This is a genomic window from Gordonia otitidis, assembly GCF_020735545.1.
GTDB classification, from domain to species: Bacteria; Actinomycetota; Actinomycetes; order Mycobacteriales; family Mycobacteriaceae; genus Gordonia; species Gordonia otitidis.
On the sequence record NZ_CP085974.1, the window covers coordinates 2,064,276 to 2,079,671 of the forward strand.

General features: G+C 63.7%; 15 protein-coding genes. 9 read left to right on the forward strand and 6 right to left on the reverse strand.

The genetic code is table 11. The features are described from left to right. Positions 1 to 62: 62 nt before the first annotated feature. Both dnaN and dnaA read right to left on the reverse strand, forming a co-directional pair. A complete protein-coding gene (gene dnaN, locus LK459_RS09340) occupies positions 63 to 1,229 on the reverse strand; it encodes a DNA polymerase III subunit beta (RefSeq protein WP_007239590.1) in 1,167 nt (388 codons plus the stop codon). 690 nt (positions 1,230 to 1,919) lie between these two features. Beyond that, positions 1,920 to 3,491: a chromosomal replication initiator protein DnaA gene (gene dnaA / locus LK459_RS09345; protein WP_039994211.1), complete on the reverse strand. Its 1,572-nt coding sequence runs from the start codon at positions 3,489 to 3,491 to the stop codon at positions 1,920 to 1,922. A 587-nt stretch (positions 3,492 to 4,078) separates the two neighbouring features. Here dnaA and rpmH point away from each other — a divergent pair. The 9 genes from rpmH to LK459_RS09390 all read left to right on the forward strand — a co-directional run bounded on the left by rpmH (position 4,079) and on the right by LK459_RS09390 (position 11,530). Further along, positions 4,079 to 4,222: a 50S ribosomal protein L34 gene (gene rpmH, locus LK459_RS09350; protein ID WP_005176005.1), complete on the forward strand. Its 144-nt coding sequence runs from the start codon at positions 4,079 to 4,081 to the stop codon at positions 4,220 to 4,222. Between the two features lie 73 nt (positions 4,223 to 4,295). Continuing rightward, a complete protein-coding gene (rnpA, locus tag LK459_RS09355; protein WP_227922955.1) occupies positions 4,296 to 4,751 on the forward strand; it encodes a ribonuclease P protein component in 456 nt (151 codons plus the stop codon). Further along, on the forward strand, positions 4,751 to 5,179 hold the full coding sequence (gene yidD / locus LK459_RS09360) for a membrane protein insertion efficiency factor YidD (protein WP_227922957.1): 429 nt from the start codon (positions 4,751 to 4,753) through the stop codon (positions 5,177 to 5,179). Before rnpA ends, yidD begins: the two co-directional genes overlap by 1 nt. 7 nt (positions 5,180 to 5,186) lie before the next feature. Further along, positions 5,187 to 6,404, forward strand: a complete 1,218-nt coding sequence (gene yidC, locus LK459_RS09365) for a membrane protein insertase YidC (RefSeq protein WP_227922959.1) — start codon at positions 5,187 to 5,189, stop codon at positions 6,402 to 6,404. Positions 6,405 to 6,527: 123 nt separating this feature from the next. Beyond that, on the forward strand, positions 6,528 to 7,175 hold the full coding sequence (locus LK459_RS09370) for a Jag family protein (protein ID WP_227922961.1): 648 nt from the start codon (positions 6,528 to 6,530) through the stop codon (positions 7,173 to 7,175). A gap of 199 nt (positions 7,176 to 7,374) precedes the next feature. After that, complete coding sequence (rsmG, locus tag LK459_RS09375; RefSeq protein ID WP_407648758.1) at positions 7,375 to 8,106, forward strand: 16S rRNA (guanine(527)-N(7))-methyltransferase RsmG; 732 nt, start codon at positions 7,375 to 7,377, stop codon at positions 8,104 to 8,106. Between the two features lie 173 nt (positions 8,107 to 8,279). Next, positions 8,280 to 9,254 carry a ParA family protein gene (locus tag LK459_RS09380; RefSeq protein ID WP_007239597.1) on the forward strand — a complete coding sequence of 325 codons (975 nt, stop codon included), beginning with the start codon at positions 8,280 to 8,282 and terminating at the stop codon, positions 9,252 to 9,254. Beyond that, the gene (locus tag LK459_RS09385) at positions 9,251 to 10,354 is read left to right on the forward strand and encodes a ParB/RepB/Spo0J family partition protein (RefSeq protein ID WP_227922963.1); all 1,104 of its coding nucleotides are present in this window, start codon (positions 9,251 to 9,253) and stop codon (positions 10,352 to 10,354) included. Before LK459_RS09380 ends, LK459_RS09385 begins: the two co-directional genes overlap by 4 nt. Before the next feature lie 240 nt (positions 10,355 to 10,594). After that, positions 10,595 to 11,530 carry a hypothetical protein gene (locus tag LK459_RS09390; RefSeq protein WP_227922965.1) on the forward strand — a complete coding sequence of 312 codons (936 nt, stop codon included), beginning with the start codon at positions 10,595 to 10,597 and terminating at the stop codon, positions 11,528 to 11,530. Between the two features lie 55 nt (positions 11,531 to 11,585). On the opposite strand, the gene LK459_RS09395 is transcribed toward LK459_RS09390, so the two are convergent. The 4 genes from LK459_RS09395 to LK459_RS09410 form a co-directional block, all read right to left on the reverse strand. Next, positions 11,586 to 12,845: an N-acetylmuramoyl-L-alanine amidase gene (locus LK459_RS09395; protein WP_227922966.1), complete on the reverse strand. Its 1,260-nt coding sequence runs from the start codon at positions 12,843 to 12,845 to the stop codon at positions 11,586 to 11,588. 263 nt (positions 12,846 to 13,108) lie between these two features. Next, positions 13,109 to 13,447 (reverse strand): thioredoxin, encoded by a 339-nt coding sequence (gene trxA, locus LK459_RS09400; RefSeq protein ID WP_007239602.1) that lies wholly within the window; start codon positions 13,445 to 13,447, stop codon positions 13,109 to 13,111. A 56-nt stretch (positions 13,448 to 13,503) separates the two neighbouring features. After that, on the reverse strand, positions 13,504 to 14,502 hold the full coding sequence (gene trxB / locus LK459_RS09405) for a thioredoxin-disulfide reductase (protein WP_227922968.1): 999 nt from the start codon (positions 14,500 to 14,502) through the stop codon (positions 13,504 to 13,506). 115 nt (positions 14,503 to 14,617) lie between these two features. Then, a complete protein-coding gene (locus LK459_RS09410) occupies positions 14,618 to 15,385 on the reverse strand; it encodes an anti-sigma factor family protein (protein WP_227922969.1) in 768 nt (255 codons plus the stop codon). Between the last annotated feature and the right edge of the window lie 11 nt (positions 15,386 to 15,396).

The following is a 15,396-nucleotide window of genomic DNA, read 5'->3' on the forward strand; positions in this document are numbered from 1 at the left end:
CTGGCTTGGTGGTTCGGAGCCGTCGTGTGTCGACTCCTGCGCTTCGACGCCGGCCCGATGCGTTATCCGGGTAGTCGAACGGGCATCAGTAGGTAGGTGAAGACGCTGTCAGGAGCAACGAACGCACCGGACTCGTCGGCAACCGGCTCATCGCCGGTCGACGGCCGGAGCACAGCTGGACGACTCGGCGTCGTGAAACCGAAGTCGACCGTAGCGACCCCGATCGCCGACAGTCCGTCCTGCAGATACGTGGGATTGAATGCGATCGTGAGCGGCTCACCATAGAACTGCACCGGGAGTTCTTCCTCGGCACGCCCGGCTTCGTCACCGCCCGCGGTGAGTAGCACGGATCCGTCGCGGAACTCCATGCGCACCTGGGCGCCGCGTTCGGCGACGAGGGCCACACGCTTGATGGCCTCGATCAACGGTGCACTCTCGATGGTTGCGATCGCCGTGTGACTGGCAGGCAGAAGCTGGCGGAACTTCGGGAACTCCGCATCGAGCAGACGTGTGGTGTTCTGCTTGGTCGCACCGACGATGCCCAGGATCCCTTCGCCACCGAGAGCGGTGCCGCTGCCGAAGGCGAGCTTCACGTCGCCGGAGTCCGAACTCGCTGTTCGTGCGCTGTCGGACAGTGTCTTGGCGGGGACGAGAACCGCACCCGACGCGCTGGTATCGGCTGGCTCCCATTCCAATTCACGCACGGCCAGACGAAAACGGTCGGTGGCGGCGAGGACGACGGTCTTCCCGTCGATCTCCACACGGACACCGGTCAACATCGGCAGCGTGTCATCGCGACCAGCGGCGACAGCGACCTGGGAGATCGCCTCGGCGAACACCTGCGCCGGGATGACCCCGGTCACGGCGGGCACATCGGGAAGCTGCGGATAGTCCTCGACCGGCATCGTGGGCAATGAGAACTTCGCACTGCCGCAGGTGATGGCCACGCGGGCGCCGTCGAGCGAGACGTCGACCGGCTTGTTCGGCAGTGCTTTGGTGATGTCTGCCAGCAGCCGACCGGAGACCAGGACCTGGCCGGGTTCTGCCACCTCTGCAGCGATCTGCTGCTGGGCGGAGACCTCGTAATCGAAGCCGGAGACGGTCAACCCTGCGTCGTCGGCGAGCAGAACCACACAACCGAGCACGGGAACAGGCGGGCGAGACGGCAGACTGCGCGCCACCCAGGCGACGGCATCGGCGAACTCGTCACGCGCGACACGGAACTTCATGCTCGGTGGTTGCCCTTCTCTCGGTATCCGCCAGGAGTTCCCACTCTAGAGCGCGATCGCGTGACGGGGAGTCGTTGGGGTCAAGTCGCCACGCCGCTGACGTCGGCCGGCATGCGACGGCCGCGCCCGCTGAGACCCGGCCTTCAGGGCGAGTGTGCACAAGGGCTTCTTAAAAGAAGTTCTTTAGAGAAAGGGATCCATATCAGTTGTAGGTCCTGTGCAATCTGTGGACAACACGTCGGATCCCATGTCAGAGCACTGCGACGCTGTGCATCGAGCGTGCACCGATTGGTCGTCCGCGAGGATGGTTGTGCACATGTCGGATTCTGTTCGAGCGCGGTCCACGTTCTGTACACATCTGTTCGTCTGTTACTCACAACCCATCCACAAGACTTCGAGTGGATTGCGGCGGCCCGAGTCGACGTCACCCGGCGGTGTGAATCGAGGTGAAATGACCGTCGAAGACCCTTGGGCTGTGGTTGAGGGTTGCTGTAGTTGAGAGTTACCGAAGCACGCCGCGGACACCGGGCCTACTGACAGCGTGACGGGTACGGGTATGAGGTGTCGTGAGGATGCCATCTCCCCTTCGCCCAGATGGGAGATGGACGAGACGAGGCCACAGAGACAGGCATCTGCGCGGTGGCAGACATGCAAGGGTCCGTCGTCGACGGCCGGGCTGGGTGGAGCGGGTCAGCCGTCGGCGCGCTGTTTGATACGCGCGGTGAGCTCTTGGACGTGGTCGTAGACCTTGCGGCGCTCAGCCATCTCCTTGCGGATCTTGCGCTCTGCGTACATGACCGTGGTGTGGTCGCGATCGAACGTCTCGCCGATCTTCGGCAGTGAGAGGTCGGTGAGTTCACGGCACAGGTACATGGAGATCTGACGAGCCTGGGCGATGGCTCTGGTCTTTCCGGGGCCGCGGAGCTCGTCGACCGAGATGTCGAAGTACTCGGCGGTGATGGCCAGGATCGACGCCGCGCTGACCTCCAGCGTGCCCGAATTCGGCAGCAGCGCTTGGAGAACGACCTCGGCGAGTGACTTGTCGAGGTCGGCGTTGTTCAGGGATGCGAATGCGGTGACACGGATCAGAGCACCCTCGAGCTCACGGATGTTGCGTTCGATCTTCGACGCGATCAACTCGAGCACGTCGTCGGGCACCGCGATGCTGTCCATCTGCGCCTTCTTGCGCAAGATTGCGATGCGCGTTTCCAGATCGGGCGGCTGGACGTCGGTGATCAGACCCCACTCGAACCGTGTGCGAAGTCGATCTTCAAGTGTCGCAAGCTGTTTCGGTGGTCGGTCGGAGGAAACGACGATTTGCTTGCTCGCGTTGTGCAGCGTGTTGAAGGTGTGGAAGAACTCTTCCTGGATACCTTCCTTGCCGATCAGGAACTGGATGTCGTCGACAAGGAGCACGTCCACGTCGCGGTAGCGACGTTTGAAGGCGACCCGGCGGTCATCACGCAGAGAGTTGATGAAGTCGTTGGTGAACTCCTCGGTGGACACGTACTTCACGCGCATGCCGGGGAAGAGTCGTTGCGCATAGTGGCCGGCCGCATGCAGCAGGTGTGTCTTGCCGAGGCCGGACTCGCCCCAGATGAACAGCGGGTTGTACGCGCGCGCGGGTGCTTCGGCAACGGCGACCGCCGAGGCGTGTGCGAAACGGTTCGAGGCGCCGATCACGAAGGTGTCGAAGGTGTACTTCGGGTTGAGGTTGGCGCCCGAGGGTGTCGGCGCCGCGGTGGGTCGCTCGGCGAAGTACGACGGCCAGTTGGCGGAACCGCTGCGTGTCGCGGTGTCCTGTCCGGCACCGCCGACACCGTGCGAGGTGAACGCGGGATTCGGTTGCTGGCCGACGAACGAATCGCCCCCGAATTGGTTGACGCCGAATCCTGCGACTTCGACAGAGGGTGCCGCGGCGGCAGACGTCGAGGTCGCAACCTGCGTGGTCTGCTCGACTGGTGTTTCGGTGGTCGGTGGCGGGGTCGCGATCCGAACCCCGAGGTCGACGGGCTGTCCGAGGTGGCGTGACAGGGCACTGCGGATGGTGTCGCGTAGCGTGCGTTCGATCTGCTCCTGGACCAGCGGCGTCGGCACCGTGAGGAGGGCGAATCCCTCCGCGAGGGTCAACGGCTGGACAAGTGACAGCCACGCCTTCTGCTGCCGTGTGAGAGGCTCGTGGTCGCCACCGGCGGAATCGTTGTTGAGCTCTGCGACGACCTGTTGCCAGACCTCGCCGAACGAGTCGCGATCAGAAGTCACGGTCAGGCCTTCCCACCCGGAGAAAATTACCACCGATCAGATACCGGGGACTCACGATGCCGGGACGGGAACCGACTTGTCCACACACTTATCCACAGATGTGTACAACCTGGGCAGAAGAGGTGACGCCGTGCACGCGTCGTGGTGATGTGAATGGCGGATCGGTCGCCGTCACTGGGAGTCGACGCTAACAGACCGCTTCCGAAGGCGACAACGCAAGTGTCGAATTCGCTCGTGTCGATCCCAAAGGTGGTGATTTCGCGCGAGGATGCCACGTTCTGAGATGTGCCGCTCAGCTGCATCGATGCACATGGTGGCGCCTGTCACTGCTGGTCACGGGGTTGGTGAGGATCCGCTCGTTTGATTTGAATACGGCCGGTCCAGTAGTCTCGACTGGTCATCCAGGTATGCGGATTTGCGTGGTGACAATCCCGTCGCTGATCGGCGGCCCACTCCGGGCTCGTCGGTGGGGCGGGGCCACCTAACCGGCACGAGTCCGGCACCGCTGCCTTGATAAGCAGACCACTCAGGATCGTGGGTGCGCGTGTATTCGGCGTGCTCACGTACGAACACAAGGAGTACCAGCCGTGGCCAAGGGCAAGCGGACTTTCCAGCCGAACAACCGTCGTCGTGCTCGCGTGCATGGTTTCCGGTTGCGTATGCGTACCCGCGCGGGGCGTTCGATCATCAACACCCGTCGCAGCAAGGGCCGCGCAAAGCTCTCGGCCTGATCTGCGCAACACCGCAGGTCTCGACTCCGGCAACGCCGGTCGTCGGAACCCTTCGGTGGCGATTGGGTCGGTGATGGCGTCAATCCATCGGATCTCCACACGATCCGACTTCTCCCGCACGCTCAAGAAGGGCGTGCGGGTATCGTCGCGTGACCTCCAGCTCACGGTGTCGGTGCTGCCGGCACAGTGGCCGGATCCGACGGGTCGTCGAATCGACATCGCCAGCTCCGGTGGACCGTGGCTAGGCATGATCGTCAGCAAATCTGTCGGCAACGCCGTGATGCGACATCGGGTGGCCCGCCGGATCCGTGCTGCGTTCGACGAGGTCCGTGACGAGTGCCCGACAGAGACGTCGGTCGTCGTGCGCGCCCTTCCCAGTGCCGTGAGTGTGTCGAGTGACGAACTCGCTGCGCAACTCCGCAAGGCGCTTCGTAGTGGAAAGGTCCGTCGGCTCGTCGACACGGGTGCCGAGAGCACCACCACAGCACAACCGTTGACGGGTGTCGAGTGCCGGACCGGGGCGTCGTGATGTCGAATCGAATGTCGACCGAAGCGTTCATCAGGTTCTGCCATCTGTTGCCACGGCGTACGGTCATCTTCCTGATAGAGCTGTATCGGACCTGGGTGTCGCCGCTGCGGTTACCGACCTGTCGTTTCGAACCGACGTGCTCGGGCTACGCCGTCGAGGCGCTCGAGCGACACGGATTCTTCTACGGCGGCACACTGGCAGTGGTTCGGCTGCTCAAATGCGGACCCTGGCATAAGCCGGGTTACGACCCGGTGCCAGAGGAATCGTTCCGCTGGCCGTGGTCGGCGCGTAGCGGTGAGCAGGACCGGGATCAAGATTTTTCATCATCGCGCGACGAGTCCGCTGACGGCGGTTCGGATGTGCGCGGACGTGTAATCACGGAGAACACCACGACCAGCGTGGGTGTCTCCGCGAAGAGTGAGGGGTAACCAGCCCGTGCTGAACTTCATCTATTGGCCTGTCTCCTGGATCATGTGGGTCTGGCACTGGGTGTTCGACCACATCACGCCGAACACGCCGGGCGGCAACGGCATCGCCTGGGCGCTGTCGGTGATCTTCCTCGTGTTCACCCTGCGCGCCATTCTCTACAAGCCCTTCGTGAAGCAGATCCGCACCACGAAGAAGATGCAGGAGATCAATCCTCAGCTCCAGGCGATCCGGAAGAAGTACGCGAAGGATCGGGTCAAGATGACCGAGGAGATGCAGAAGCTGCAGAAGGAGCACGGGTTCAATCCCCTGCTCGGCTGTCTGCCCATGCTGCTGCAGATCCCGGTGTTCATCGGCTTGTTCCACGTGCTGCGTTCGTTCAACCGCATGGCGACCGGTATGGGTCAGCTGCACATGACCGCCGAGCAGACGCGTAGCACGGGCAACTACGCCTTCAGTGCCGAGCAGGTGCGCAACTTCTTGGATTCGCGTCTGTTCGGGGTTCCGCTGTCCTCCTACATCACCGAACCGACGACCGAATTCCAGGCGTTCGTCGAAAAGGGTCATGCGATCGACTTCACCCGCATGAACATCGCGATCGTGGTGATCCCGATGATGATCATCGCGTCGATCGCAACGCACATGAACTCCCGCGCATCGGTGGCGCGCCAGCCCGAAGCCGCGCTGGAGAACCCGCAGACCCGCATGATGAACATGCTGGCGCTCTACGTCTTCCCCCTGGGCATCCTCGTCACGGGACCGTTCTTTCCTGTCGCGATCCTTCTCTACTGGATGAGTAACAACATCTGGACCTACGGTCAGCAGCACATCGTCTTCGGACGAATCGCCAAGGAGGAAGAAGAGGCTCGCCTGGCGAAGCAGGAGAAGCTGAAAGCGAACGCTCCGAAGCCGGGGGCACGCCCCGACCGGGCCAAGAAGAACAAGGGCGGTGGGACCGCTCAGAGAGATGCCGTCGCTCTCGACGGTGCCGCACCAGATGCCGATGTGACCGATTCAGGGGATGCTTCGTCGGATTCTGCTGCCGGGAATGGCACGAAGGACGCAGGGCAGTCGTCGACGCAGCACGTGGTGGGGAGCAAACCGAAGCCGGGCGCGAAACCGTCTGGCGGGGCGTCGTCGAAGAGTACGAGCAACTCGGGGTCAGGTCCTAAGAAACAGGGATCGAATCAACGCAACAAGAGGGGCGGGAAGAAGGGTCGACGGTGATCGGCCCGGCCGCGCGGTAGCGGCGACCGAGCACAGCGCGCCGGGAGTTTCCCGTGAAGGCGCGACCCCTCCCCTCCCCGACCGAATACTTCACCGATGAATACACAGCGAGGTGCAACTGAAATGACAGCCGAGACTGCAACACACGCAGACGCCGAGTCGACGGAACAGGACTCGACGCTCGATGCCGGCTCCGAGGCCACAGGTGCAGACGACAGTGCCGTCGAGACGACTGCTGTCGGCGTCGAGGACACGGATGACGTCGCCGCGGATGAAGTCGACGATGCGGATGACGAGGATGAGGACGAGGAGGATCGACTCGTCGAAGAGGGAGAGATCGCCGGTGACTACCTCGAGCAACTCCTCGACGTCTTGGACTTCGACGGCGACATCGACCTGGATGTCGATGGCGATCGCGCGGTCGTGAGCATCGATGGCGGTGACGATCTGACGAAGCTGGTGGGACGCAAGGGTGAGGTGCTCGACGCACTGCAGGAGCTGACTCGCCTCGCGGTGCAGCAGGCAACCGGTGACAGGAGCCGCCTGATGCTGGACATCGCTCGATGGCGCGCGGATCGTCGCGAGCGCCTGGCGCGCCTCGGTCGGGAAGTAGCTGAACGTGTCCGGGATTCTGGTGAGCGCGAGCAGCTCGACCCGATGACTCCGTTTGAACGGAAGATCGTCCACGATGCCGTCGCGGCGGTCGATGGTGTGATGAGTGAGAGCGAAGGCGCCGAGCCCAAGCGTCGCGTCGTCGTCATCAAGAACTGAACAGAGGCACGAGGATCCAACGATCCGCGTGCGAGGCGGTCCGTCCGACCAACCCGGGAGGACCGCAACCGACAGAGTCCCGGTCATGGCCGGGACTTTGTCATTTGGGGCGAGTGAATCACATTCATGTAGTTCGCGGGTCGGTGGTTTCACGTGAAACACAGGCCTGGCGGTGCTGGACGGAAAGGCGTGGTTTCACGTGAAACACGACGGTTCGGGAGACGAAGCTGGCACGACACAGAACCCAGACGTAGATGACGCCGAGCGCGCCGCGGTGGCGTCATCCCCTCCCCCACTTGCGGCGGCTGTGTTCGGCGATCGACTGGGACTCGCCCAGCGGTACTGCGCGATCCTCGCCACCGAGGGCATCGATCATGGACTCATGGGCCCGCGCGAAGTTCCGAGACTGTGGGACCGCCACATACTGAACTGTGCAGTTCTGGGTGAGGCCATCGACGAGGGGCAGTCGGTTATCGATATCGGCAGCGGGGCCGGACTCCCGGGAATCCCTCTCGCAATAGCGCGACCGGACCTGAGGATCACTCTCGTCGAACCCCTTCTCCGTCGCAGCGATTTCTTGCTGCGCACGGTTTCCGCATTGGGTCTGACGGTCGACGTCGTCCGGGGACGTGCGGAGGAGAAGGCGGTTCGGTCGGACGTGGCTCGTGCAGATGTGGTTACGTCGCGGGCGGTTGCACCGCTGGAGCGATTGGCGAGATGGTCGGCACCGCTGATCAAGGACGGCGGACGGCTGATCGCGCTCAAGGGATCGTCGGCTGCTGATGAGATAGAGCGGGATCGCAAGGCTGCCGAGCGGAACGGAATCGTGGGTTTGCGCGTCGAATCCGTAGGTGAGTCCATTGTCGACCCGGCGACGACGCTCGTGATCGGTGACAAGCGCGGAACTCCTCAGCGCCGTCGAGTGAAGTGAGGGCGGGGCCCGGGTATGCCTGACGTGTGCGGTTGGTTCGGGATGCCATGAGGGAGCAAAATGAACGAGAGTATGGGTGTGCGAGCGAGGGACCGTGTGCCATGCACGGGTGGAGGGGCTAGACGATTGTGGACGCCGACGAAGCTTACGAGATACCACAGAGGAGCCAGAGCGTGACCGACCCACAGCCGGAGGTTTCACGTGAAACCATCCCGCCGTCCGCGCCGACAGCGGACCAGTTCGACGACACGCCCATCGCTGCTGCAGCAGCACGAGCCAGTCAGGTGCTGACTCCTGGCGGAGCAGGCCAACTCCCCCGGCCCCCACAGCCCCGCGTCATGACGGTCGCGAACCAGAAGGGTGGCGTCGGTAAGACGACGACTGCGGTGAATCTGGCGTCTGGGTTGGCACTGCACGGGCTCCGGGTGCTGGTGGTCGACCTCGATCCTCAGGGCAATGCGAGCACCGCCCTCGGCATCGACCATCGTGCGGACAACATTGCGTCGGTATACGAGCTGCTGCTCGGCGAAGTCTCGTTGAAGGAGGCCGTCAAGCAGAGCCCTAGTCACGAGAACCTCTTCTGCGTTCCCGCGACGCTCGATCTAGCCGGGGCCGAGATCGAACTCGTCTCGCTGGTGGCGCGCGAGAATCGACTGCGCAATGCACTCAACGACTCGGCGGTCGAGGAGTTCGGATTCGACTACATCTTCATCGACTGTCCGCCGTCGCTGGGTCTGTTGACCGTCAACGCAATGGTGGCAGCCCGCGAAGTGCTGATTCCGATCCAGTGCGAGTACTACGCCCTGGAGGGTGTCGGCCAACTTCTGCGCAACATCGAGTTGGTCCAAGCGCATCTCAACCCCAAACTGCACGTCTCGACCATCTTGCTGACGATGTACGACGGCCGTACCAAGCTCGCCGATCAGGTCGCCGACGAAGTGCGCCGACACTTCGGGGACAAGGTGTTGGGCACCGTGATCCCGCGCAGTGTGAAGGTCTCGGAGGCTCCCGGATACGGGATGACCATCATCGAGTACGACCCGGGCTCGCGCGGCGCGATGAGCTACCTCGACGCGGCACGAGAACTGGCGATGCGCGCCAAGGACGAATTCCCCTCCCCCACGGATCTGTCGAGAGGACAGCAGTGAGTCAACGAGACACCCAACGACGCGGAGGGCTTGGCCGCGGTCTTGCAGCCCTCATCCCGACCGGTCCCAGTGAGAGTGATTCGACGCCCCGCCTTGGCTCCGCAGCTGCCGATGTGGTGATCGGCAAGGGCGGGCCGGGAGGCAACGGTGCGGGTTCCACGGGAAACAACGCCACGCCTGCACCTTCTGCTCCGACATCGCCGACGACCGGACAGACTCCTACTGCTCCCGAGACCTCCGGCGACAACTCCTCGGTGGCCGGATCTGTCGATGAGGTGGGCGCGGTGTATCGCGAGATCGCGCCGAAGGAGATTCAGCCGAACCCTCATCAGCCTCGCAGCGTGTTCGACGAGGAGGCTATGGCTGAACTCGTGCACTCGATCAAAGAGTTCGGCCTCATGCAGCCGATCGTGGTGCGCAAGCTCCCTGCCCCGACCGCCGACGGCGTCGTCTATCAGATCGTCATGGGAGAGCGGCGCTGGCGGGCAAGTCAGGAAGCCGGCCTCGAGGCGATTCCCAGCATCGTGCGCGAGACGCCGGATGGCGACATGCTGCGCGATGCGCTGCTGGAGAACATTCATCGGGCGCAGCTCAACCCCTTGGAAGAAGCAGCTGCCTACCAACAGCTTCTCGAAGAGTTCGACGTCACCCACGAAGAACTGGCCAACCGGCTCGGGCGATCACGACCGGTGATCACCAACATGATCCGTCTGCTGAAGCTCCCGATCCCAGTCCAGCGTCGAGTCGCCGCGGGCGTGCTGTCTGCAGGACATGCCCGCGCACTGCTTTCCCTCGAGACTGGTAGCGATCAGCAGGAGGCGCTTGCTGCGCGAATCGTCGCGGAGGGACTATCGGTTCGCGCCACGGAAGAGGCGGTGACGTTGGCCAATCGCGGGGACGGTCCGTCGACCCCCGCCCCCGCCGCCAAGCGGCGACAGATGCAGATGCCGGGACTCCAGGATCTCGCCGAGCGATTGTCCGACGGTCTCGATACACGGGTGACCGTCAGCCTCGGAAAGCGAAAGGGCAAGATCGTTGTGGAGTTCGGATCGGTGGACGATCTCGAACGTATCGTGGGACTCATCGACCCGAAGACCTAGCGTCGGCCGGTGCGCCGGAGCATGATTGCGTCCGGAAGCGCCGACATTGCCGAGATTTCGACACCCACCCACACCCGAAAGTTTCGTCACAGTGACAGCCGAGCAACACAGCGACCGCAAGAACAGTGAAACACAGTGCGGTGCATCAGATTTCACGTATAGAGCTGCTCGCGCTGCACTCCGGGATCGAAATGCGGCGGTGCTGAGGCGCGCGGCCACCGAAACACAGGTCGGTGTCAGATGAACTTCACGATTTCCGGCCTTGATCTCGAGTCCTTCGAGTCGCTCCCCCCGCATACGCGTCGGTGTGTGTTCTGGGAAGTCGATCCCTCCTTCACCAACGCACCACCTGCACGGCCGGACGAGGACGCAGCTTCTCTGCGCTATTCTGGCTCGAGTATCGAGTCACCGATTGCGTCGGGACTCGCTGACTTCGAGAGCGAGTTCGACAAAGAAGCGTGGATCTCCTCGGTACTCCTGGAGTGGGGTACCTGCGGTCAGATCGCGATCGACTCGTCGACAGGGGTGGTAGTGGGCGCGGCACTCTACGCGCCGCCGAGTCGCGTCCCCAGGTCGCGTAGCTTTCCGACATCACCCGTCAGCGCAGATGCCGTCCTGCTGACATCGATTCGTACCGAACCCGGATTCGAGGAAGCCGCGGATCAACTCATCGATGCCGTCGTGGCCGACTTGATCCGACGCGGTGTGCGGGCCGTCGAGGCCTTCGGACTGGTCAGGCATGGTGGCTCCCGATACGGTGCGTCTCGATCTTCTGCCGACCTTCGGCGCGATGTTGACTCTCCTGCAACAGATCTCGGCGACCAGGCGCCGGGTGAAGGTCGAAACCTCTCGAGCACAACAGATTTTGGGGACCTCAGTACCTGGTCGGACGATGCAGTCGTCGAGATCGCTCGCGAGATCCTCGACGGACCGGGCCCCGATCTGTGCGGTCAGTGCATGATCGACGCAGGACTGCTGAAGGAATCGGCATTCGACGTCATCTCCTCACATCCACGGTTTCCGCGATTCCGACTCGAGCTCGACGAGGGGCTCGGCTGGAAGTTCGAGGTCGAGAGCGCGCTGGAGAAACTGGTCGTGATGGCGGCGATCGATCTGGTGGGGCAGGAACGTGCGGCAGTGCCCACCGCGCGTCGCAGCGGGGCGCGAACCCGCTAGCACCAAAGCGCAGCGAAGTGGCAGATGCCCGGGTGCGAGCGGCGAATCTGTTGAATCAGAACCCGGAAATACGTTCGGCCGCAAGAAGTTCGGCAAACGTGTAGGTACCCGTGGGTCGGTCGTTCTCACCCAGCAGGTACAAACGCTTGACCGCGACGAGGATGGCCTCGGTGATCACATTGCGGTAGTGCGGGTCGTCGAGGACCTTCGCGTCGTCGGGGTTGGTGATGTACCCGACGTCGATCAGCGCGACCGGCATGCGGGTCAACCGCAGAATGTCCCAGGTGCGTTCGTGGACCCGGCAGTCGGTCAGCGGCGTACGCGCGACGATCTCCCGCTGGATGAAGTCAGCGAGATTGCGTCCGATGGTGGAGTACGAGCCGCGGTTGTTGCCGAAGTAGAAGGAGGCAACGCCGTTTGCTGCCGGAGTGTCATAGTGTCCACAGCGCAGCGAGATCATCATGTCGGCGTCGACGAGGTTTGCGACTCGTGCGCGCTCGTCGTCGGAGGCGTGACCGCGGCCGTCGTGCGACAGGAAGGTCTCCATGCCTGCCGCAGCCATCCGACCCTCGAGACGTGCGGCGAGATCCCACAGCACCCTGGACTCGAGTTCAGCAACGGATCCTGTTGAAAGCGCATGCAGCCCAGCGGTTCCCGGGTCGATGACGATGCGCTTGCCAGATAGTTGCGGTCCGGAGCGTCGAACGTGCTCTTCCTGTCGGATGGCGTACGGCGAGCCGCCTGTGACACGAGTGCCGAGTCGGTCGAGCGCTCGAAGTGTGGCGGGCCCACAGATTCCGTCCGCGGAGAGGCCGTACTCGCTCTGGTAGAGGCAGATCGCGTTGTGCGTGCTTTCGCCGAATACGCCGTCGACGAGACCGGTGTAGTAGCCGAGATTCTGGAGCCTGCTCTGCAGTGTGGCGACGTCGTCGCCGACCATGGGTGCGGACAGACGGTAGAGGAGCACACGCGCGCCGAGTTGATACGAGGCCTCGCGCAGTGCTCGATAGGTCGCCTGGCCGACGATGCCGTCGACGATGAGGCCGCGCTGCTGCTGAAAAGCGCGCACGGCGTGGTCGACGTCGGTGTCGAAGAGGGCGTCCTCGGTGCTGTGGATGACCCGGCCTGCTGCGCCGAGCCCGTTCGCAGGTGCTGTCGACGATTGCAGTTGTGTCGTGTTGTCGACGCTGGCCGGACGGTCGCCCTCGGCGGCCGCATGTCGACCCGGCGTGGAGGTGAGCAGACCCTGTCCGGAGAGGATCGATCGAATCTCGGCCACTGCCGACCCGCGATCTCCCAGTCGGAACGTTGGCATCTCATCTCCTCAAATGGACATGTCGCCTGTTGGGGGCACGGACGACAGTGAACCAAAGTGAATTGTCTCAGGTGACGGCACCCGAACAAAACTCATCGGCTCTGTGCGATCACACCGAGGCTACCGTCCGTAGCCGACTGGCCGACGAAGGCTCTTCGCAATGGTGAATCCCCAGTACAAATCACCGTCGAACACCAGCTCGGTGTTCACGGTGATCAAGACGAGTGCCACGGGTGTGGCTGTTCTCACTGACAGCGGGTCGGTCAGGCGTTCGACCCCACAACGGAATCGAGGTCGCGGAGAAGCGCTGCCTTGCCCTTGACGCCGACGATGGTCTTGGTGGGCTGTCCGTTCTCGAACAAGATCATGGTCGGGATCGACATGATCTTGTAGTCGCGGGCCACGCCGGGGTTCTCATCGACGTCGACCTTGGCTACGGTCAGCTTGTCGCTGTGGTCGCGGGCGATCTCTTCGAGCACCGGCGCGATCATGCGGCAGGGTCCGCACCAGGTGGCCCAGAAGTCGACGAGGACCGGTCCGCTGGCTTCCAGTACCTGGTCTTTGAAGGTGGCGTCGGTGACGGCGACGGTGTTTGCTCCCATGATGTGTCCTCCTCTGGACGTGGTGCGGGGTAGCGGGTTGGGTGAGATTCGGCAGGTCAGGCGGTCTGCGGCACGGTGGCCACGACGTCGCCCTCGATCGGCATGGGTTCGATGTCGCCCTGCTCGGCGAGCCACCGCTCAGCGTCGATCGCGGCCGAACAACCGCTGCCGGCTGCGGTGATGGCCTGCCGGTAGGTGTGGTCGACGAGGTCGCCCGCCGCGAACACACCGGGAATCGATGTGTAGGTGGTTCGGCCCTGCACCTTGACGTAGCCGTCGTCGTCGAGGTCGACCTGACCGCGAACGAGCTGACTGCGCGGGTCGTGGCCGATCGCGACGAACATGCCGGTGACGTCGATGGTGCGCTTGTCGCCGGAGCCCGTGTCGGTCAGTTCGAGGCCGGTGACCGAGTTGCTACCGATCACGCCCGTGACCGCGGCATTGGTCACGAATTCGATCTTGTCGTTGGCACGAGCACGTTCGAGCATGATCTTCGACGCCCGGAACTCGTCACGTCGGTGGATCAGCTTCACGCTGCGTGCGAACTTGGTCAGGAATGTAGCCTCTTCCATCGCGGAGTCGCCGCCGCCGATGACCGCGATGTCTTGGTCTTTGAAGAAGAAGCCGTCGCACGTGGCACATGCGGAGACTCCCCTGCCGAGCAGTTCCTGCTCACCGGTGATCTCCAGGTATCGGGCCGCGGCGCCCATCGCCAGGATGACAGCGTTGGCGCGATAGGTCTCGCCCCCTGCGTCGACCTCTTTGACCGTGCCGGTCAGCCGAACGGCTTCGACATCTTCCATGCGCAGATCGGCGCCGAAGCGGATGGCCTGCTCCCGCATCTCGTCCATGAGTGCCGGACCCTGGATGCCGTTCTGGAAGCCGGGATAGTTCTCGACCTCGGTGGTGGTCATCAGGGCACCACCGAACTGGGTCCCCTCGAAGACGATCGGAGCGAGTTCGGCGCGCGCCGCGTAGACGGCTGCGGTGTAACCCGCCGGTCCTGACCCGATGATGATCAGGTCGTGGATCTGGTCGCTGTCTGTGGTGCTCATCCATCCTCCGTGCTTGTGGCGACGCGCTGTGCTGCCGGTTCTCCGGTACGCGTTGTCGGCTCGTTCAACACAAGCCTAAGGGCAGATGTTCCCGCTGCTCGCGGCGCCGCGTCGCTCAGCCGCCGAGCCGGGTCCGTGACACGGTGGCCGGATTGCCGGTATCGCAGTCCCGGTCGACCACGAGAGCGTCGAACCGACCGGCGACACCGGTGCCGAGCAGAATGACGGCTTGGGTCGAGCCGCCGACGGTGATCTCGCCGGAGCCGAGCACCGGGGTGGATGCGGGGACGCCGTTGGCTGCCGTGCAGCGTCGCAGCGCCGCGTCGGAGTCGAAGGGTGCATGTGTGCGCTTCCCCAGCACCGACAGTGCGGCGGCCTTCTCGACGCCGTCGAGACCGGAGGCGGCCGTCGAGGCCGTGGATTGCTGTGCCTGCACCCCGCGGTCCGGCGCATTGTCGGTTGTCGTCAGTGCTGCCGTGACAACTCCGACCAGCAGTGCGACCGCCGCTGCAGTCCCGACGACTATTGCGGCGATTCGCGCACGTGAGGGCGACCGACGCCGCCGACGTTGGGCGAGGTCGACGACGCGCTCTGGTGACGTGTGTGCAGTTGCATGTGACGCCGCGGGCACTGACTCTGCCCGGATGGCGGCCAGCGTCGAGGTGATCCTGGCGTCGACGTCCTCGGGAACTCGTAACGGCTCCAGCGGGCGTGCATGGAGCGCGTCCGTGGTGCGGTCGAGTGCGGCGAGCACGCGCAGTGCAGATGGATCGTCGGCGATGCGTCGGCGTAGGTGTGCGGTGACGTCGTCGGGTAGCGCGCCGGCATGGAAGTCGGCGAGCAGCTCCTCCGAGTAGGGCGGTTCGGGATAAGACTGGTTCATCGCGACGCGGA